Below are 23,130 nucleotides of genomic sequence, written 5' to 3'. Positions count from 1 at the left end.
TAATATACTTTAATTAATAATAACAAAGAACATTAATTATTGCAGCATAAGATACATTAAAAGCAATTAATGTGTAGTTAAAATATAGTGACTACCTTAAATAATTATCATGATTGATAATCATAAGTTTTATAACATATTTTGATGATAAAAATATGTTACTAATTATGCAATTAATAGAATTTTTACAAAACTGCACGTTGTTATACAGAGTATATTTTTATAACTATATCTTCTTAATACTAAGTATATATATTTATATATACTTAGTATATTTAATAACTCGATTATAGAAAATAATAAGAACTAGTAAAAATCTTTTAATTTTTATATTTATTGTAACTATTACATTTAATGTAAATAACAGTGCTGCACTAGGTATCAGTGATTACAAATATTGATTCAATACTATTGAATCAGTTAAATATAAATAAAAATTAATCTTATTTTTATTTATTATATTTAATCATTGTATAATATTTATATTATTAATAATAATTGCAAAATTCCTAATAAATGGCCTTAACCAAGGCTAATCCATAATAAATTTTTACATCCAAGCATAATCTAATTATTATATTATATAAATGTAAGACATGGATAACATAAAAGAACCTTTAGTATTATGCCTATACGATTATTTTAGGAAAAGTTTCTTAATAGATAATAACTTGAAATTTATTTAAACATATCCATATTGTTCCGGAGAGTTGATGAGTGTTATAATTTTAGATCTTCAGATTGCCTGTAGCATTCCACATGGTTTACCGAAAAAATCTAATTTTTTAAAATGGATATCGGCAGCTTTACCAAAGGGCAAACAAAAAAAAGAAATTACTATTCGCTTAGTCGATGAAAATGAAAGCCGTGAATTAAATTGGATGTTTTGTAAAAAAAATCAACCAACTAATATTCTCTCTTTTCCCTTTATAGCGCCTTCTTATATAAAAATACCTTTATTAGGTGATTTAGTGATTTGTCGTCAAATTGTCGAGTTAGAAGCAATTTCTCAGAATAAATCACTTGAAGCACATTGGGCACATATGACTATTCATGGCAGTCTGCATTTATTAGGTTATGATCACTCTTCTCAGTCTACCGCAGAAGAAATGGAAAAATTAGAAACTAAAATTATAATATTACTTGGTTATTCAGACCCTTATATAGCAAATATAGAATAAATTTATTTGTTCGAATAGTAATAAAAAATAAAAATTTTGATTAGTATTCTACTGATCTGATTTGTAATTCTATTTTAATCAGTTAATTATTCTTTATCGTAAAAACTTCTATCACCATTCACTCAGTTAATAGTGCTAAAAATTATTTAGATGTATATTATTTTTAATATTATATCAATAAACAATAGGCAGATCATCAATTGGTAATTACTTACTACTGTTTTATCTTATAGCATATTATACGTAATAAGTGATTTAATGAGTTATAACTCTAATCATTAGATATGATAACATCTCAAGTGTTGTAAATTAAATATATATATTGATTATTGATTTCTTACTTCTAAAAAAATCAGAAGTATGTATAATACTATAATACATATTATTATATAAATTTTTAATAATTTATAAAATCAATGATTGATTTAAAATAAAATGTCTAGTGTTTTAAAAAAAAATATTAATAATATTATTATATATATTTCAAAGTTATTACAGATTTCTCATAAAATATATAATACATATACTTAATATGTATCTAACTGATAAATATTAGATAATAAAAGCATTCTATTATTTCTATTTAGTTTAATGATAAATTTTAATATTAATACAAAACAATAAAATCTAAAATATTTTATTAAATTTTATAATATTTATTATTTTTAATTTTTTAAATTTTAAAAATATAAAGTATATCTACAGTATATTATAATATAATTACATATAAATAATAATGAAAACTGATCATATAAAAACAGTTCTTTATTTATATAAATTAATATATTTAATATGAGACACTTATGCGATATCTAAATGTTTTAAAAAAATTAAAAATTATATGATAATTTTTATCAATCATTAATATTTTATATATATTTAACATAATCTTTTATTAGTCATTGTATTAGTTTTATTTCAAATATTCTATTTAATAAAAAATTAATGTTAAAAACATTTGTGTATACATCTAAAACTATTCAAAATCGTAATGACATTAAAAAGATAATAGTAAATCAATTAACTAAATATATTAACTAGATAAATATCATCATAATCCAACATAATATATTTGTCACATGGAACTCTTAAGCAACTCTTATAATCAGTATTTACGTTTATTTGCAGCATTTTTCACCGGTGCTCTTGGTACGCTCAGTTTCTCTCCGTACAATTTTTGGCAGGCTGCAATTGCATCATTATGTGGGTTACAAAGCTTAACCTTGCATCAAACTATTCGCCAAGCTAGCGCAATTTCATTTATATGGGGCTTAGGTTTTTTTGGTAGCGGACTATATTGGGTTTATATCAGCATTAACACTTTTTACGGAATTCCTTGTATACTTAGTGTCTCTATTTTATTTTTACTATCTTCTTATTTAGCTTTATACCCTCTTTTGTTTATTATACTACTAGATAAGCTATGTACTACAAATTTATTTCTTCGGCTAACAATAGTAGCCCCAATAATTTGGCAAATTACTGAATTTTTTCGTAGTTGGGTGTTAACTGGCTTTCCATGGTTACAATTTGGTTATAGTCAGATCAATGGCCCACTCAAAGGTCTGGCTCCATTAATGGGAGTAGAATCAATAACTTTTTTCGTAATGATGATTTCTGGATTAGTTGTATATGCGCTATTTAAAAATCGATTTATTGTTATAGTCTTCATCACGATAATTTTTGCAATTGGTGTGGTATTAAGCAAAATAACCTGGTATTTGCCGATACAGGAGCGTACGGTAAATGTTGCTTTAGTTCAAGGAAATATCTCTCCATCAATAATATGGTCTCCTGATCAGATTAAAAAAATTCTCTCAACCTATATACGACTCAGTAAGCCTTATGTTGGCAAAGTATCAATTATCATATGGCCTGAATCTGCTCTACCTGATTTTGAATCTAATCAGCAAGTTTTTCTGCAATCTAGTGACAAAAATCTACGAATATCTGGAACTACTTTAGTCACGGGAATTATAGATTCTCGTTTTGAGAAGAACAACTATGCTACTTATAATACAATTATTGTAGTAGGTGGTGATATTCCTTATCGTTACTGTAGTGAAAATCGTTATCAAAAAAACCATTTAGTACCTTTTGGTGAGTATCTTCCCTTAAAAACTATTGCACGATTTTTTATACCATTTTTTAATTTGTTGCCATCTGAATTTAGTCAGGGAAAATACATTCAGCCTCAGTTACAAGTGGCAGGTTATAATATTACCCCAGCTTTATGCTATGAAGTAATATTAGGACAAAAAATGCGCGATAATATGCATACAAATACTGATTTTTTACTAACTATATCAAATGATGCGTGGTTTGGAAGTTCGACTTGCCCGTGGCAACACCTACAAATGGCACAAATGCGCGCACTAGAACTAGGAAGGCCTCTATTGTATGCCACAAATAATGGTATAACAGCTATTATTAATGCTAACGGTCAAATTTCTCATATAATTCCACAATTTCAATCCAAGGTTTTAACGGCACAGGTAACACCAACATCTGGATTAACGCCTTATGTACGATTTGGGCAATTTTTAATATGGGGTTTAACATTATTATTTTCTCTTATTTGGTTATTGTGTATTTTTTTACATATTTAAATTATGCCATTAATATTTTTAAAAAAATCTAAAATTTATTGTTAACACGATTTTACTATATATGCCCACTAACTAAATATAAATTTTATTATTGAGAATTCTACTCATTAAACAGTAAATCGGCTATAGATATACTGTTTAATGAGTAGAATTGCGTTACTAAATATTTACAAATTATTATAGATAAAAAATACTAGACAAATAAATAAAATATAAAAATATAAATTTTATTTAACCTTGTTAAAAATTTAATTTTATATATTCTAGTAATAGTCAATTAGTGTAAAAATATAGCTTTTAGTTATTTTTATAATTTGCAATTATCTGGATACTAATAAAACTGATCATCTTTGACGCAGGTTAGCAATACATATATTTTACTAAAAACTATAGTGTCTAATTTATTTTAATCAAAGATTATCAAATAATTTTTTTTTAAAAACATAATTTTTGTATCAAAATACTTATTAATAATATTATACATTTATATGTGGCTTATCAGATTTTTGACTTATCTGCTATAAAATATCTCTAAAAATTATATTTTATAGCATATAAAAATGATAATATAATTAAAAAATGATCTTATTATTGCTTCTCTTTAATGTTAACGATTACCTTAAAAACTAGTATCATTAATGATTATTTATCATACCTAACTATAGAGTTATCTGTCAGTAATCAATGTCACTAATTATAAATTTTTTAATCCTTACAAGAATGCGTTATAATCCAGCATTTTATTATAGAGTGCGCATGAGTGAAATCTTTAGGTTGGGTTTTATCAGTGATCTCAGTAGCTGTCATCCCTATGGATCCCAAGCTAGATAAGTTCATTTTAAAACTATGTTTATTATTAGAAAATAATATTTTTCCATGCATGCGTAATAAGCGTTTTAAGTGCCAAAGTAATTCTAAGTAATCGCGTTGCACATCAAAACTTCTTCTCATCTTTTTTGAATTAGAGAAAGTTGGAGGATTAACAAAAATTATATCAAATTTTTCCTTAGCATTGCGAAGCCAGTGAAAGCAGTTGGCTCTAAGAAAGTAATGTTTATTTCCAGAGAGGCCATTGAGGCACATGTTTCGTTTTGCCCATGAAAGATATGTGTGAGACATATCAATACTTGTAGTGCTTAAAGCCCCTCCTAAGCCAGCATATACACTAGCGCTACCAGTATAGGCAAATAAATTTAAAAAGTCTTTTCCCCTACTGATCTTCCCTATCATTTTTCGTGTAATGCGATGATCTAGAAAAAGTCCAGTATCAATATAATCAGTTAAATTAACCAGTAACTTTGCATAAAATTCAGTCACTAAAAGATAATTGCCATTCTGATCTATTTTCTGATACTGCTGATCCTTTCCTTTTTGTTTAAGTCGAGTTTTTAATACTACTCTATTTACTGGTTGTTGGAGCACCTCCAAGGTAGTATAAATAATATTTAGAAAATGTTGGAACGTTTTCAATGTGTTAATAGTTATCGGTGGTACGTACTCATGAATAACGATCCAAGCACCATAACGATCTACAGAAACCTTGCAATCTGGTAAGTCTCGATCATAGATTCGATAACATTCAATACCCTGAATTCTGGCCCATTTATCTAACTTTTTAATATTTTTTCTTAGGCGATTAGCGTAATCGACAATATATTGATTTGCATATATGTCTGTTTTTTGATCTATTATTTTGTTATATGTTCGAATATACGCCTGTATTCCATGAATATCTTTAAACTCATTATTTATCTGTTGTTTGTAATATGAAAATTCCTGTGTTATAGAATCTAGTAAAGACATGTTATAAAGTCCATTATAGATCTCCATCATGCACCTCAAATAATAGTAATAGATAAATATTTCTTTTTCTGAAACTATTTTTCAGAAGTTGCATTAGATGTTATATACATTAATAGCTTTTAATAAACAGATAAAATCTTTAGTGAATTATTATTAACTTATTATCAATATCTGGTGCTGGACAAATAATGCTTATATTATAAATCATAAAAAGATTATATCTTTACAAAAAAATCTATAGCATTATGAAATGATTATTTATGTTGTTATTTTAGATAACTTGTTTACTAACATCTATGAGTTAGAGGGGACATGTATAGTATGAAAAGATTTTTAATCTTATGGACTGAATTTTATTTAATTATCTATATTAATAATATTATTATATTCTAGTTTTAAAATTCTAGTCACCCAGAAATTTTCTTCTTGCAAAATTAGTTTAATTTTTAAGATCACATATAATTCACATCATTTTCAGCGCTAATCAACATAACTAGATAAATTCTTAAAATGTTCAGTGACACGCTTTACATTGAGTAGTTAATTTAATTCTAGTTAACTGTCACCATACAAAGAACCAAATACATTATATAAATAATCAAATACTAATCTTGATGTATGTTATATAAAAACAAGGTTATATATTAACTATTAACCTTGATGATTATAATTTAGACTAAATTAACTTATAATTAACCATATAGTATAATATATTTAATTAGTCAGACTGAGCTTAGGTAGAAATTTTTGCGTGTAATAAAACACGAATATATTTTATTACTAGTTTATATTCTTAAATTATTTTACGTTATTCTATCCTAATTCACATAACGTATTTTACATATGATATTAAAAATCGATTTTTAACATTAACCCTCTTAAAAGATATTAACAGATATATAACCTAATTTTCTTAGTTTTGTTCTTTTTTTAATCTTACTAAAGAAATGGCATGATTGTAAGTTTTTGTCATAATTAAATTAGCATATTTTCGCGTCGGTAAAATATTTTCTCTTAAGTTTCTATAGTTAATCTCATTCCATGTGTTATTAGCGATTAACATAACTTCCCGAGAGGATAATTTTGTATAATCATGGAAAAAGGAGGATGGATTAATATAGGAATTTCGACAAAACTTGAGAAAACGATTAGTGTACCAATTTTTTAGTAGTTCATTCGGCGCATCAATATAAATTGAAAAATCTACAAAATCTGATATAAAAATCTCATGATAATTGTCAGAATAATTTGTATCACGTTGCAAAACATTTAAACCTTCTAATATAAGAATATCCGGGTATCGGATAGTTTTATGATAAGATGGGACAATGTCATATATCAAATGAGAATACACCGGCGCTTGAACCTGTGAAACACCTGATTTTAGATCTGAAACAAATTTTACTAAACGACTTATATCATAAGATGAGGGAAAACCTTTTTCTTTTATTAACCCGCGTTCCGTTAAAATAGAATTTGGGTATAAAAAACCATCAGTTGCGATTAATTCAACATACTGATACACCGGCCAACGACTTAACAGTACCTGCAATATACGAGCTGTAGTACTCTTACCTACTGAAACGCCACCAGCGATACTAATAATATAGGGAATTTTTTTACTATTCGCTCCAAAGCATTTCTTGAGTACCATTTCACGTTTTAAGTTAGAAGTTATATAGCAATGTATTAACCGAGCAAGTGGTAAATAAATCTCTACAACCTCTTGCATTGAAAGATCTGCGTTTACCCTTTTTAAACGGATGAGTTCGCTCTTTTTCAGGGTTCCTGGCGCTGCATCAGGTAATCCCGCCCATTGGGTGCGATTAAAGTACCAATAAGGTATGGTTCGCATAGAGTTTTTATTCTCACATGTGCTACTAGTATAAATTGAAACAATTTTACCAACAACTTAGTAACTAAATATTAGTTCTAATCACTATAAATTATATAACACAAATAACTTTATAAAAAATAAGTTACAAATTATTCAGAATAAAGAACAAAATTTTTTAAAAAGACATAATCTCTATCGGTCTAAAAGACATGATAAATATCGGTCTTTTAGACGGTTTTATATTTATTTAAAATAATAAGCTATTTTGCAAAAAAAATAATATATATAAATTTTTATTTAAAAATATATATAAATTATCACTAATAAAACATCAAATAAAAAAATAAGACTATAATATGTAACTATTAATTAAATTAATAGGATCTTTGTTATTTAATATCAATTAAGATAAACATATAGATACATATCGTTCAGGAGTTTTAAAACTCTTATGATCTATCAAGATTTTTTCTGCGAAAATCCAATGATTATCATATAAATTTTATATATACCATGTATATAATATTTTTAATTTATTTTAATGCATAATTTCAGCAATTAGATTATATCTATACTGTTTTAACTCTTAAGCGATGATCATTCTGCTTTCGGAAGTAATATAAATATATTTATACCGATAATAGATAACACACTGAATAAAGCTAGCAAAAATATAAATTTTAGTATTCATGTGATTATATAGGTAGATATATTATAAAGTATTTTCTTTGTTTTTTTTTAAACAAGACGATTGCCGTAAGAACTGATAAAATTATTTATCATAAAATGTATAATTTATTAACTTGTATGTAGTATAGCATTTAAAATAAATAATTTGGTTATGTAAAATAAAATAAAAATTTTATTTTATTTTATTTTATTTTTAACTTAGCATATAATAATTATAAATTGTAACTAATGAAATTGATCGCTATTTAAAATTTTTATATAAAATTATTCAATATTTATCTTAAGATAAGATATCTTATAATTATTTTTTAGAGCTTTTATTTTTTAAATATTTATCTAAAGATATTAAAGAATATTCTTACTCGATAAAAATTCATATCAATTACGAAATATATTTAATATAGAGATTTGTATTACTATCTTCAGATATGCAGATATTTTTAAAAATATCAATTATCATGAATCTTTTATCTCTATATACAAATGATTACTGATATCTAATATATCGGCTATATATCCAATTCTCATTGAAACTTGTAACTGTAATATTTTATTATAAAACTGATAGTAATAAAACCTGATTTCTAATCCTATCTTGAAACACAATCAATAATAAAGCAAATTTTTATATATCTTATGTTAAATATAACTTACCCTATCATATATAGTATAAGGTACAAAAACTAAGGTGAATAGAATATTTAGAAGAAAACATCAGCGATATATGATAAGTAAGCGGAATATATAATTATAGGTGATATTATTTATATTTTATGATCAAAAAAAATAAAAATAAATCAGATTTATCATATTAATAATAAAAACATAGTTTAACAATATTTTTGATGTACCTATTTTTGACCAAAAAATAATAATTTTACTGAATTTTTTAAATACTCACTTAGTAAATCTTAGTAAATTTATTAGATTAGCATTTTGTACAATTTAGCTATATGCTTATACTTAATAAGTAACATACTATAGTATAGTTAAGCTATATTTTTTATAAAAACTCCAAAAATTAACTTATATAACAAATAATATAAGTTACTATAAAAACATCATAAATGATATTATTTTTATAATATATATATAATAAAGTGATGATAAATAAGATATTTTACTTTCTCTATCAAAAAATAATAAAACTTAATTATAGGATATGATTAATAAAGGAAGATTTTTTATAAATAATAATAGATATTATAAAAATTTAGATTTTTACATACAGTGATCATATTGAATAATTATCAAAATAATAAAAAATATTAAATTACTTTAATTAACTGAATCAATCAAGAATATTTGAAATTATTTCTTTTAGTATCGTCATTGGCAGTGTACCATCAAGTTGATGATACCTCGTATTATCCATTAAAGTTTCTGCAGTATAGTATTTTATCAGAGGCGCGGTTCTTTGATGATATTCAGTTAATCGTTGGTAAATCGTTTCTCTTTGATCATCGTTACGCATCATTAATGGCTCACCAGTTATGTCATCTTTTCCTGAAGTTTTTGGTGGATTAAATTGTGTATGATAAATTCGACCTGATCTTTCGTGTATTTGACGACCGGTGAGTCTTTCAATAATTAATGCATCTGGAACCTGAAATTCTAAAATATAATCAACCTTAATACCTAATGCTTTCATAGCATGCGCTTGAAAAATAGTACGAGGAAAACCATCTAATAAAAAACCTGTGCGACAATCTACTTGAGCTAGGCGTTTCTTTACTAAAGTAATAACAGTGTCTTCAGTAACCAACCTTCCAGCATCCATAATTTTCTGAATCTGTCTTCCAAGATTTAAGTCATATTTTACAGCAGTACGTAATATCTCACCTGTCGAGACAATTGGAATACTATATTGACTTGTAATAAAATTAGCCTGAGTTCCCTTTCCTGATCCAGGTGGCCCAAGTAGAATAATGCGCATTATAATACTCTCCTCATTTATGAATCCATGAATCTTTTATTGCAATAAATGAAAATTTACCATCTCGGTATCATAATCACAAAGCAAAGGGTTTTGAGATAATCTGTTTTGATAGATACTAGCAGTATAGCTTGAAGCACTAATAACCTAAACTAATAAGATGCTTCAATAGCATATTGCATGTTAATAGTTCTTGACTGATGGGTTTTACATTATTGATTGGCCAAAAATAACAAATTTTAAAGGTTTTTTATTTTGTTCAAAATATTAAAACTATATAAATGTAATGATAAAATTTTATGTTTTAAGTTAAAAATTGAGTAGCTTTTAATGTTACCAAGGATTTAATATAGCATATAGAGAAAACAAATCCTCTGTTGATTTATAAGGTATCAAAATATTTATTTTAATACCTTAATTTTAAGATTAGATCAATATTATATTGATCTTTAATAGATTATCATGTTCTTATTTTTATAAAATATTTATTTCATACATGCTATACTTGATTTAACCTGATTAGATATGACAAAATTACCAGTCTCTTAATCTTTAATTATAAGATTCTGCATTAAAAACTTATGCAGCAAGTAGATATGATCTAGAATACTTATTCTAATACTGACAATATAAAAATTACTTATTATAAGTTCTGTGGTGTTATACGTTACGCATATTTCTAATTGCTATTTAGTGCGAAATATTTAGATATATGTCATAAGACGGGCAGTCATTACCTCAGAGACAGTATGAAAAGATCCAAAAACAATGATAGTATCCAGTGGATTAGCATTTTCTAACGCATGACGCCATGCACTGGAGACTGATTTAAAACAGGTTGCTTTTTTAAGATAAGACATGATATGAGTAGCACTACTTCCACAAGGTTGTATTAGTGATGCGCAGTACCAGTAATCTACCTGTGATACCAAACAATTCAAGGTGTTAGAAATATCTTTATCTTGGCGCATTCCTACTACTGCATGCACTTTCGCGTGTTGTTTTATTTTTTGAAGTTGCTGAGATAAATAATGTGCTGCGTGAGGATTATGCGCTACATCAAAAATAACTCGAGGAGATTCGGATACTATCTGAAATCTACCCGGAAGAGTAACTTGTCGAAACACATGACAAATTATCACGTCATGAACTTTTATCTGTGATATACGTATTGCTGCAATAGCAGTAGCTGCATTATCTATAGGTATTTTTGGTAACGGAATCAAGTTAATCTTTCCATTAACATCTTCAAATTCCCAATGATTATCGGCGACACTATAAGACCAGTCACGATTTCTTTGATGTAGCTTTGCTCCTGTATATTGCGCTACTTTTCTAATAGAATTAGGCATATCTGGATCACCAACTACCGCCGGTTTACCAGTGCGAAATATACCAGCCTTCTCTCGACCAATACTTTCACGATCCGACCCTAACCACGTCGTGTGATCAAGTGCAATACTTGTAATTATAGCTATATCTGAATCAATAATGTTTGTAGCATCTAACCGACCACCCAGACCAACTTCTAGGATAATGATATCTAATTTTGCCTCTCTAAATAGCCATAGAGCGGACAACGTTCCAAATTCAAAATAAGTTAGCGAAATATTTTTACGTCCCATTTCAACTACTGAAAATGATGTAATCAGTTCTTCTTCTGTTACTTCCCTCCCGCAGATTCGTATACGTTCAATATAATGCATAAGATGTGGAGAATTATAGACTCCTACCTTATAACCTGAGGCTAATAAAACAAGCTCTATAGCCCGACAAGTAGTACCCTTTCCATTGGTTCCGCCAACAGTAAATACAATAGGAGCAGGATTTAGAAGATTTAGAACAATAGCAACATGTTTAACACGTTCAATCCTTAGATCAATTGGTTGAGCATGTAAATTTTGAATATAATGTAACCATTCATTTAGTGTTAATTTAGTTTTCAAAAAGCGTCCATTAATATTTTTATTACATTAATAACTAAATTATGTTTATAATATTATATAAATTTTTCACTCTCTTTCGCCTGGTTTCACCCTTTCAGTCACACTAGTGTTCTTATTCTCGGTCTCTGGCACTGGAAGATTCATCATCTTCGCAAGAATACATGCTAATTTAAAACGCATAATTGGACGACGCAATATCATATCAATTGCACCTTTCTCAAGTAAAAACTCGCTTCTTTGAAATCCAGCTGGTAAGGTTTCATGGAGTGTCTGCTCAATAACACGAGGACCTGCAAAACCAATTAACGCTTTTGGTTCAGCAATATTAAGATCTCCAAGCATTGCAAGACTAGCGGACACTCCACCCATGGTTGGATCTGTTAGAACTGAAATATATGGTAAACTATTCTCTTGTAATTTTGCAAGAGCTGCGCTAGTTTTAGCCATTTGCATAAGAGATATTAGCGCCTCCTGCATTCTCGCTCCGCCAGAAGCAGAAAAACAAATCATTGGACAGTGATCTTTTATAGCTTGCTCTACTCCGCGTACAAAACGTTCACCAACTACGGAACCCATCGATCCACCCATAAATAAAAACTCAAACGCTGCTGCAATAACTGGTATACTATGTATAGTGCCCTTCATTAGTATCAAGGCATCCTTTTCTCTAGTAGCTTTCTGAGCAGAGATCAGACGATCTTTATATTTTTTAGAATCTCTAAATTTTAGAATATCTTTAGGCTCTAGCTCTATCGCTAGCTCACATAATGAGCCCGGATCTAATAGACTATGCAGACGATCTCGAGCATGCATTCTCATATGATGATCACATTTTGGACAAACATTGAGATTACGTTCTAATTCAGCGCGGTATAGAACTTGACTACAGCTATGACATTTAGTCCATACTCCTTCAGGGATATGCGCTTTACGCGACGGGGTAAGTCTCCTTGTAGAAAAAATTCGCTCAATCCAGCTCATAAATGACCTGTTACTTTTATGTAATTTTTTTCTGAATAACATCTATCTTTTGAATAGAATTTATCATATTTAGTTTTAAATAAAGAAACATAACCTAACATAACATAACACATTATATTATGATTTAATAAATATATACCTGAATTAACTTAATAAAGTAATAGATAACTGTATTAATTAGTATTTTAAATACTAAAATGTCCACAACTATTTATTTAAATAGCATATTTTTTGTAAAACTGTAAAATCAATAAAATTAAAATCCTTAATTCTTGTATATTCATGTCAATACTAAAATTTAATGAAAAAAATTCTAATTATACTCGTAATGTAATTGAAGTGTGACATTCTAGATAACCTTTTTTATAAATATACATATTTGATAATGCATTAATGCTTTTACAAAAAGAGAATAATACAATCATTAATATTCCAGATTTAAAAATTCATAGAACAAACCTTTAACTAACCTAATAAAATATCTAAAATATTGAATAACAAACTAGATATTGCCTTCGATATAGAAAAAAATCAATCTCATCTCTGCATAGAGAAAGAATTCTTCTATGATCTCATTATCTATATTATTTAAAAATTATACAAGCGTGTTTATTTCTACAGATAATCATCTCACATCCAAAATAATCTTTAATAAAAATATTAGAAGTAAGATTAAGGAATAGATTTTATATTATCTGGCGCTAATCTTTGTAAGTTTATATATTTGATATAGATTTTTTTAAATGTCATACTTGTGATAATTATCTTAAAGTAAGACAACCCATTATAAAACTCCTATATATATTGAATTTCCTGCGCATGATTAAAATGTTATTATCATATTTGTGATCATAGTTTGATATTACTGAAATTATTCCTAATGGAAGGGGGTTAAATGTATCAAGATATGATTCGTAATGAATTGCAACAAGCATCAAAAACATTAAATGCATTTCTTAGTCATAAAGAAAATCTTGAAGCAATTCAGTTAGCAGGTATATTATTGGCTGATACTTTTAAATCTGGAGGTAAAGTCTTATCTTGTGGTAATGGAGGATCGCATTGTGATTCAATACACTTTGCAGAAGAGTTAACTGGTCGTTACCGCGAAAATCGTCCAGGATATCCAGCGATCTCTATTTCTGATGTTGGTCATTTTTCTTGCGTGAGTAATGATTTTGGTTACGATCATGTGTTTTCTCGATATATTGAAGCTGTAGGCAAACCCGGGGATATTTTAATGGGAATATCAACTTCAGGTACTTCAAAAAATATCATAAAAGCAGTCCAATGTGCTTATTTACAAGGTATGAAAATTATCATGTTAACAGGTTATAAAATCAGTCAAATCAATGATATGGTAGATGTAGTGATCCGTGTTCCTCATATTGGTTATTCTGATCGTATCCAAGAAATTCATATTAAAATTATTCATATTCTTATATTACTAATTGAAAAAGAAATGACAAGAAAACACTCTATAATTACCGTATGATAATTTCTGTATATTTTAAAGATTCTTGATATAAGTAATATGATATCTGTTAAAAGATATAAAATATATTTGTTCTGTACTTTCTTTCATGATCTTAAGGTTTAAAATAAATCATAATTAATCAGAATTTTAACAATTAAGATATTTATATCATAAAAGGTTTTAAGATATTTTATAATTTCAAATGTTAAGATAAAAAGTATTATGGTTATAGTATTAATTTTTCGCGGCATCTATAGATTACCAATCTATTCAACAACTAATATAACTTAATAAATTTGATTACTTTATAGATTATATTCTCAATGTTTAATTGCAATTCTACTATCTCGTTCACCTGAGATTATTGACATGATATTCAAAGATATTCTCTTTAGAATAAATAAAATATTTACCTGATGCTGATACTGTTTATAACACAATATATACGGTAAAGCACCTTTACCTATAATATGCTAACTCTCAAGGAGAGCATCATGTTAGCAGAATACCATAAGCATGTTGCCGAACGTAAAACTCAAGGGATTCTACCAAAACCCTTAAATGTGAATCAAGTAACTCAGTTAGTTAAATTATTACAAGATCCCTTATCAGAAAAAAAAGAATTTCTACTTAATTTATTAATGTATCGAGTGCTACCAGGTGTTGATGAAACATCACATATCAAAGCATCATTTTTAGAATCTATCATAACAGGTCATGCCACTTCTTCTTGTGTTACTCCAGAAAAAGCAGTCAAACTTTTAGGTACTATGCGAGGAGGTTATAACATCAATATTCTTCTCAGACTACTTGACGATAATAGATTCTCCATGCTTGCCGCTGATTGTCTATCTCATACTTTGCTAATCTTTGATCATTTTAATGATGTAGAAGAAAAAGTAAAAAAAGGAAATATATACGCTAAAAAAGTTATACATTCATGGGCTAATGCTGAATGGTTTCTCACGCGCCCAATGTTAGCTAAAAAAATTACATTAACGGTATTTAAAGTAGAAGGCGAAAGTAATACTGATGATTTATCTCCTGCTACGGATGCATGGTCTCGACCCGATATTCCATTACATGCACTAACAATGTTAAAATATCCTCGTAAAGGCATAGAACCAGATAAAGAAGGTGTCATTGGTCCTATGAAACAAATAGAAGATTTAAAAAAGAAAGGTTTTCCATTGGTTTATGTAGGTGATATTGTGGGTACAGGCTCGTCACGTAAATCAGCTACAAACTCAGTACTATGGTTTACAGGAGAGGATATCCCATATGTTCCAAACAAGAAAAGCGGTGGAGTATGTCTTGGTGGCAGTATAGCTCCTATTTTTTTTAATACCATGGAAGATGCAGGGGCACTACCTATCGAAGTACATGTAGAACATCTTAGAATGGGAGATATAATTGATATCTATCCATATAAAGGCGAGATTCGCAGCCATCAAACTAATGAGATATTAGCTAAATTTTCACTTAAAACTCAGGTTTTATTAGACGAGGTGCGTGCAGGAGGTCGTATCGCGCTTATTGTTGGACGTTCTTTAACTGAAAAAGCTAGAGCTGTATTATCACTACCACCTTCAGATGTATTTTTAGCATTAAAGACTCTTGAAAATAGTCAATCAAATTTTTCTTTAGCACAAAAGATAGTAGGTCGTGCCTGTGGTATTAAAGGAGTTTATCCAGGTACATATTGTGAACCAAAAATAACTTCCGTTGGCTCGCAAGATACTACTGGGCCAATGACTAAAGATGAGCTTCAAGATTTAGCCTGTCTAAGCTTCTCTGCAGATTTAGTTATGCAGTCATTTTGTCACACCTCAGCTTATCCCAAGCCCATAGACCTATTAACTCATGATACGTTGCCAAGTTTTATAATGGATCGTGGTGGTATTTCTCTACGACCTGGAGATGGAATTATTCATAGCTGGCTTAACCGTATGCTATTACCGGATACTATTGGTACTGGTGGTGACTCACATACCCGCTTTCCTATTGGTCTTTCTTTTCCAGCTGGTTCTGGTTTGGTTGCCTTTGCCGCTGCTACTGGAAAAATTCCACTAGATATGCCAGAATCAGTATTGATACGTTTCACAGGAAAAATACAGCCAAATATTACTCTACGTGATGTTGTTCATTCTATTCCATTTTATGCTATTAAAGAAGGCCTTTTAACTGTTAAAACACCAATTAAGAAAAATATATTCTCTGGTCGGCTCATGGAAATTGAAGGCCTGCCGGATCTCAAAGTAGAACAAGCATTTGAGTTGTCAGATGCATCCGCTGAACGCTCTTCAGCAGGGTGTGTGATTCAATTAAGTAAAGATTCAGTTATAGAATATTTAAATTCTAATATTATACTGTTAAGATGGATGATTAATGAAGGTTATGGCAATGCACGCACTATCAAACGTCGCATCAATCGCATGGAAGAATGGCTAAGCTTTCCTCATCTTTTGGAAAGAGATGTAGATGCGTCATATACTGAAACGCTAGATATTAATCTATCTAATATTATAGAACCGATTTTATGCGCTCCAAATGATCCAGATGATGCCTGCGTTCTATCTGACGTTTCAGGGACCCCTGTTAATGAGGTATTCATTGGTTCCTGTATGACTAATATTGGTCATTTTCGTGCAGCCGGAAAATTACTAAAAAGCAAACCAACAAGCTCTCTAAAAGCCCGTTTATGGATAGCTCCCCCAACAAAAATGGATGCGATACAATTGATTCGCGAAGGTTATTATAATATTTTTAAAAATAGTGGCGCACGCATTGAGATGCCTGGTTGTTCACTGTGCATGGGCAACCAAGCTCGTGTGTCTGATGGTACTACAGTGGTTTCTACTTCTACGAGAAATTTTCCAAACCGACTTGGCAATAACACAAAGGTCTTTCTTTCTTCTGTTGAACTTGCAACTATTTCCGCAATTTTAGGCAAATTACCTACTTTATCTGAATACTATATGTTTATGAAAATAATTCACTCCACTTCTATAGACACCTATCGCTATTTAAATTTTAATGAGATAAAAGAGTATTCTAATAAAAGAAATACATAACTTTTCAAACACCAGTATATAAAGAAGATTTTTAATCTTAAATTATAAAAACTTCTATAATTTTTATTATAAATGCATAAAGTATATTTTTAATATAAAAATATAACAATAAAAAATGTAATCTCAATTACTCTATAATTTTTTTGCATATTTTTATATTTTGCTTGTGAAGCTTTATTCTATTCAAAAATAATAAGAAATTCTAATATTTAGTTATTAATTTCCTTTTATTCAACAATATAATATTATTATATTGTTGAATAAAATTCACACTAAGAATCTTAATTAACAATTTGTTTTAAGAGTATTTATTCAATATATTAATCACCTATTTTTATAATTATAAATATGTTTACGATTCATCTATAGCAAAGCTATCATACATCTGTGACCATTAAAAAGTAGTTACCCAAACTGAAGTATTTTTTAAATGCGCATATAATCTCTATATAGTCTGTTCGTTAGACAAGAAATTTTTATTAAGGATATATATGGCATATATATATTATATTATCTTATAATTATAAATTATAAGATATTAAAATTATCTCTGTTTAGCATTAAAATGTTATACAACCCTAATAGATCAGAATTAATCAAATTTGGCATATAGTAAATAAGAGTTATTATCTAATTTGACCTATAATATGAGATTTTTTCTGAATTACTAAAACGATATAAATCTATACAGTTCCATAGTTCTATTAAATTTGATAAGGGTTTTATATAGATTATCATCTAGTGCTAATATTTTTCATAACAAGTAAAAATGTAATAAAGACTTTATTTTTCTATATTACTGCTGATGAATTTACTATTTTACATATAAAGATTTCAAGAACACTCTTAAAAATTTTATATTTTTTTTAAAGAAGTAACAAACAATATCCCTTTTATTTAAGGACCAGACATGCATGTGACTAATAATACAATATTTAAAAAGATATTAAATCATATGCTATTTTTATTAATATTTATACTACACATCTAGCTAAAATACTCACAAAACTATAAAATATTTTCATTTTAAAAAAATTTTTTAAAGATAAAGTATATTACTGTCTTACTAGACGAGTACGATATGGTATATACTCAGTATTGCTACGCCAAGGATTAATATCTATCCCACCTCGCCGTGTATAACGAATATACACGCTTAATTTATTTGGATTGCAATATGTTAAAATATCATGAAAAATTCTTTCGGCGCACTGTTCATGGAATTCATAATGCTTTCTGTAAGAAATAAGGTAGCGCAGTAAAGATTCATGATGAATTCGTAAGCCATAATAGCTAATCTGTATTGTAGCCCAATCTGGTTGTCTAGTGATTAAACAGTTAGATTTAAAAAGATGACTGACCAATTGCTCCTGAACAATATCCTGAGCGGTGCTATTATGTAGATAATGAGAATTAAGTTCGTAATTATTAATACGAATATCTTGCTCATCAATACATACACCAGGTAAATGACCAATAGTTGTCTTACGTACGTCTTTAAGTTGGAATAAAGTAACCGTAACAAGGCCTATGGCACAATTACTCAGATCATGCTCTATAGTCTGACGAACTGTCTCTAAACTTAAAAATCGAGTTTGACTAAAGCTATTTAAGTATAATTTTAAACTTTTAGATTCGATCAAATTAGTACTTCGCATATCTAACACCAACTCTCCAATCGAGACTTGTGGCAACCCTTTTTGATTGAGCCAAGATATTTCATATAATGTCCAAATATCTTCTCCAGTTAGCCCTATGTGATTTAGATCAAAATTTATCAATTCCCTGTTAAGACTACGCGGTATAGCTCGCAACAACATAGGTTGATAAATATCATGATATGTCGTGGGTTTGCCGAGAAATTGTTCTGGCAAGATATGTGAATTAAAATAGTTAGATGTGGACATAATAGTTCTCTGAGTATTACTCATCTCATTAAAAATAAATTATCTACGCACTGTTTAGTGACTTGTGAGACTGTTAAACTAAAATAAGAGATGTAATAGCCTACAAAATATCATCCTTATTGAACTTAACTATACCAATAACAAACCAATACGCGATCAATTTCATAGGTATCACATATTAAATGTATGTAAAATATTTTAGTCTTTTTGTTTTAGCATCTTTAGTTAATAAACTATTTGCTTTTTTCTAAAAACAATCATCAGTCATTTAGTCATACAGATAGTTTTATTTATTGTAGTAAAAACAGCAAAAAATATATTTACTCATGGTTATAATAATAGCGATTAATAGAGCAATACTCAGTTTAAGTAAATATATTTTTACTTTGAAGGTTATAACCTTAAATTGATACTTAATTTAATTTAAGAGCTCTCTAAAAATATAGAACATATCTGTGTTTTTATATTAAGATAGAAATAATAATTAAATTTCTCTACTGATCCTATATTTAAATACTCAGTGATTTAATAAATTTAATCAGCATCACTGTATAGTACTCGAAATGTAATACATAAAGTGATAACCGCATGCTACAAGGTTTAAATCCATTTATCGTTAACTAATAAATCGTTTTATTATTCTAGATAATCTATCATTGTTAACATGTTATACTTAATATTAATTAGATGTTACATATTATAAGTAGTATATTATAAAAATAATGGTTGCAATCACTCTACATATATCTAATATTATATATATAATATTAGATATATAATCTATCTTATTTATACCATGTAAACATAAAACTATTTCTTTATCTGTTTTTATTCTCTTATATAATGGCATATAGTCTGAAATATTTATACAGTATAAAAGTTAATAAATATTAAATATTATATCAAATAAGCTTCTTTTTACTTTGACTTTATAAATATGACAGGCAAAAAACTTCTATTAAAATATTAAGATATAGAAAAAGATAACACTAGTTCTATTATTATTTTAGCAATATGATGTTTTAATCAGATCATATAGATTTCTATAATTCTTTTTAAATAACAAAACAATGAGAGACCTTTGATTTATTCTGTCGATTGACAACATGTAAAAACTCAATGTGTTTACACTAAATTAAATTATTAATACCTTGATGATACGTTATAGATGCTGTTTGAAATCTAATTGTGTTTATATTGTAAATAATTTTTATTTTTTAATAAAAATTAAATATTCTTTAAACTGGATTAGTAGCAATAATCTTTGCAATACGATCGGCTTGTGCATTTAAATGTAATTGACGATAAGCATTTTCCATTAAATGTAAAGCTTGATGAGTTGCATTCGAATCTGGATAATCTATTAGCATTTTATCTACACGATTAACTACTGCTATATAAGCTCTGCGTTTATCATAAAATTCAGCTACGGATAATTCATATTTTGCTTGACATTCTTTTAGAAAAATAAGACGTTTACGTGCATCAATAGCATATTGACTATTCGGATAATTATGCAACATTTGCGAGAAACTATTAAATGCAGACAATCTATGGATCGGATCTCGATCTGATCGATCAATACCAAAAAAAGTTTGTATCGGATTATTGTCTTTTTCCATATATATTAAACCACGCATGTACATAATGTAATCAAGATTTAAGTGATCTGGATATAGTCGCAAAAAGTGATCAATAGTTTCTAGTGCTAAAGAAAAATTATTATTTTTATAATATGCATAGACCAGGTCTAATTGTACCTGGTCGTAATATTGGCTTAGTGGATAGTTAGCATTAAAAGTTGTAAGCTGTAAAATAGCTTTCTTAAAACCTCCGCGCTGTAGTTCCTTTTCAGCATGTGCCAAAATCATGACAGGCGACTGATTTGGCACTATACCACTAGAGCCAGTACACGCATATAGCAGAAAGCTGCATAGTACGATACTTGAAAAATATTTTATACGCATCATGAAGATTATTATATCCTTGGCGGTTTATGCGAGAATTGTCTCACTTAATATGTAGTAATAATTTTAGTTTTGCCTAAATAGTAGCCGAAATTAAAACTACATGATAGTCTAACGTAAAATACAATACTTTTATTTATGCGAAAAAAAATAAAACTTAACGCAAAAGTGTCTTTATTACAACTTGGTCAACGCTTAGATCAGACATTAAAAGAATTATTTCCAAACTACTCACGTTCTTTTTTAAAAGCATGGATTCTTAATCAATGCGTTTCTGTTAACGGAAGTATTGTTGATAAAGCAAAAAAAAAGGTATCCGGTGGTGAACTGATTAGTATTGACGCAGAAATCAAAGAAAGAACCTGCTGGGTCTCTAAAGAGATTCCATTGAATATTGTTTATGAAGATAATGAGATTCTTCTTATTAATAAACCTAGTCAATTAGTCGTGCATCCTGGTCCAGGTCATGATGACGATACCGTGATGAATGCTATTTTATACCATTTTCCAGAAAGTGCTTGTATTCCTAGAGCAGGCATTGTACATCGTTTAGATAAAGATACAACTGGCCTTATGGTGATAGCAAAAACTATTTCTGCGCACAATCATCTTTTACAAGATTTACGAAAAAGAGAAATTATTCGTGAATATGAAGCAATAGTCAGTGGTCGAATAATTGCTAATGGGAAAGTTGATGCACCAATAGGTCGTCATATTAAAAAACGTACCCATATGGCAGTAAATTCTGTGGGAAAACCCGCGATAACTCATTATCGTATTATAAAAAATTTTCGCCATCATACCTGGCTTAGGTTACAATTAGAAACTGGTCGTACACATCAGATCCGTGTTCATATGTCGCATATCTCGCACCCAATAGTTGGTGATCCTATATACTCTCGTCATTCTAACTTACCAAAGGGGTCTTCAGAAGTTTTTATGGCTGCTTTATCTGCTTTTAATCGTCAGGCATTACATGCCACTATGTTACGCATGAGGCATCCTGTATCTGGTATAGCTATGGAATGGCATACTGAACTACCTATGGATATGGTAGGATTAATTAATGAAATACAAATTGATACAGAAAATTTTCAACAAAAAAATAATTAATGATTGATTAGATTGAATAGTTATTGAAACTTACTAAGTATAATAATAACAACTGTAATGACATAGGTATAATATATATTAATAATATATCAATATAGAATATAGGTATAATCTATTGATTGACTCGCATCTTGAAAATCATCACAAATATATATTTTATTATGTACTATACATATAATATATAATAAAATTATTTATACTGAAAGCAAAGATATTTTATAACCTCACAGCATATTAAAATAGAAGCAGTCTACTGTTAGAGATCTGATACTATAAATATTATAGCATGTTAAAAATAATAATATTACGAAAAAATGTTTACTAATAAATATTAGTGAACTGTTACTAAAAGTGACAATTATGATTATAAAATAGCATTCTTTTAAGACTAATAGAATAGCGCAATATACTATATATTTAGCTTAGATATATAGTAAATTCTACCAATTTCTAGCAAGAATCACTAAATAACAATCTGAACTATATTTTATAATATTAAGTTAAATTTCTATAATAGATTGAATAATAAATTTAAGAACAATTATTGATAATTTGGTGTTTTACTTATCTTTTTATAAAGATTAACTGTTTATCCTTATAGGTTTGGTA

11 protein-coding genes and 1 pseudogene are annotated in these 23,130 nt (G+C 28.1%); 5 read left to right on the top strand and 7 right to left on the bottom strand.

Annotated features, from left to right (window positions below):
- Nucleotides 1–713: 713 nt before the first annotated feature.
- Together ybeY and lnt are read left to right on the top strand one after the other, a co-directional pair.
- Nucleotides 714–1,181 carry an rRNA maturation RNase YbeY gene (ybeY, locus tag ERCISPPA3004_RS01820; RefSeq protein WP_157990416.1) on the top strand — a complete coding sequence of 156 codons (468 nt, stop codon included), beginning with the start codon at nucleotides 714–716 and terminating at the stop codon, nucleotides 1,179–1,181.
- 1,079 nt (nucleotides 1,182–2,260) lie between these two features.
- Nucleotides 2,261–3,790 (top strand): apolipoprotein N-acyltransferase, encoded by a 1,530-nt coding sequence (gene lnt / locus ERCISPPA3004_RS01815; RefSeq protein ID WP_157990415.1) that lies wholly within the window; start codon nucleotides 2,261–2,263, stop codon nucleotides 3,788–3,790.
- 705 nt (nucleotides 3,791–4,495) lie between these two features.
- On the opposite strand, the gene ERCISPPA3004_RS01810 is transcribed toward lnt, so the two are convergent.
- From ERCISPPA3004_RS01810 to accD, 5 genes are all read right to left on the bottom strand, one after another.
- Entirely contained in the window at nucleotides 4,496–5,623 is a 1,128-nt protein-coding gene (locus ERCISPPA3004_RS01810) for a class I SAM-dependent methyltransferase (protein ID WP_157990414.1), read from the bottom strand.
- An 883-nt stretch (nucleotides 5,624–6,506) separates the two neighbouring features.
- The gene (coaA, locus tag ERCISPPA3004_RS01805) at nucleotides 6,507–7,448 is read right to left on the bottom strand and encodes a type I pantothenate kinase (RefSeq protein WP_157990413.1); all 942 of its coding nucleotides are present in this window, start codon (nucleotides 7,446–7,448) and stop codon (nucleotides 6,507–6,509) included.
- Nucleotides 7,449–9,411: 1,963 nt separating this feature from the next.
- Nucleotides 9,412–10,056, bottom strand: coding sequence for an adenylate kinase (adk, locus tag ERCISPPA3004_RS01800; protein WP_157990412.1), 645 nt, complete (start codon nucleotides 10,054–10,056; stop codon nucleotides 9,412–9,414).
- A 704-nt stretch (nucleotides 10,057–10,760) separates the two neighbouring features.
- Nucleotides 10,761–12,002, bottom strand: a complete 1,242-nt coding sequence (gene folC / locus ERCISPPA3004_RS01795) for a bifunctional tetrahydrofolate synthase/dihydrofolate synthase (protein WP_162297993.1) — start codon at nucleotides 12,000–12,002, stop codon at nucleotides 10,761–10,763.
- 66 nt (nucleotides 12,003–12,068) lie between these two features.
- Nucleotides 12,069–12,983: an acetyl-CoA carboxylase, carboxyltransferase subunit beta gene (gene accD / locus ERCISPPA3004_RS01790; RefSeq protein ID WP_157990411.1), complete on the bottom strand. Its 915-nt coding sequence runs from the start codon at nucleotides 12,981–12,983 to the stop codon at nucleotides 12,069–12,071.
- An 895-nt stretch (nucleotides 12,984–13,878) separates the two neighbouring features.
- On the opposite strand from accD, the gene lpcA reads away from it, so the two are divergent.
- Nucleotides 13,879–14,478 carry a D-sedoheptulose 7-phosphate isomerase gene (lpcA, locus tag ERCISPPA3004_RS01785; protein WP_157990410.1) on the top strand — a complete coding sequence of 200 codons (600 nt, stop codon included), beginning with the start codon at nucleotides 13,879–13,881 and terminating at the stop codon, nucleotides 14,476–14,478.
- 476 nt (nucleotides 14,479–14,954) lie between these two features.
- Nucleotides 14,955–17,569, top strand: a pseudogene (gene acnB, locus ERCISPPA3004_RS01780) (bifunctional aconitate hydratase 2/2-methylisocitrate dehydratase).
- A gap of 1,020 nt (nucleotides 17,570–18,589) precedes the next feature.
- On the opposite strand, the gene queF reads toward acnB, so the two are convergent.
- Both queF and bamD read right to left on the bottom strand, forming a co-directional pair.
- A complete protein-coding gene (queF, locus tag ERCISPPA3004_RS01775; protein WP_157990408.1) occupies nucleotides 18,590–19,441 on the bottom strand; it encodes an NADPH-dependent 7-cyano-7-deazaguanine reductase QueF in 852 nt (283 codons plus the stop codon).
- A gap of 1,238 nt (nucleotides 19,442–20,679) precedes the next feature.
- Nucleotides 20,680–21,411, bottom strand: coding sequence for an outer membrane protein assembly factor BamD (gene bamD, locus ERCISPPA3004_RS01770; RefSeq protein ID WP_157990407.1), 732 nt, complete (start codon nucleotides 21,409–21,411; stop codon nucleotides 20,680–20,682).
- Nucleotides 21,412–21,546: 135 nt separating this feature from the next.
- Here bamD and rluD point away from each other — a divergent pair, with 135 nt between their 5' ends.
- A complete protein-coding gene (rluD, locus tag ERCISPPA3004_RS01765; protein ID WP_157990406.1) occupies nucleotides 21,547–22,521 on the top strand; it encodes a 23S rRNA pseudouridine(1911/1915/1917) synthase RluD in 975 nt (324 codons plus the stop codon).
- Nucleotides 22,522–23,130 lie beyond the last annotated feature (609 nt).

Origin of the sequence: Candidatus Erwinia haradaeae (genome assembly GCF_900698995.1) — a bacterium.
In the GTDB taxonomy this organism is placed as follows: Bacteria; Pseudomonadota; Gammaproteobacteria; order Enterobacterales; family Enterobacteriaceae; genus Erwinia_E; species Erwinia_E haradaeae_C.
Note: the sequence above shows the minus strand (reverse complement) of the source record. Positions and strands in the feature narration are given on the sequence as shown.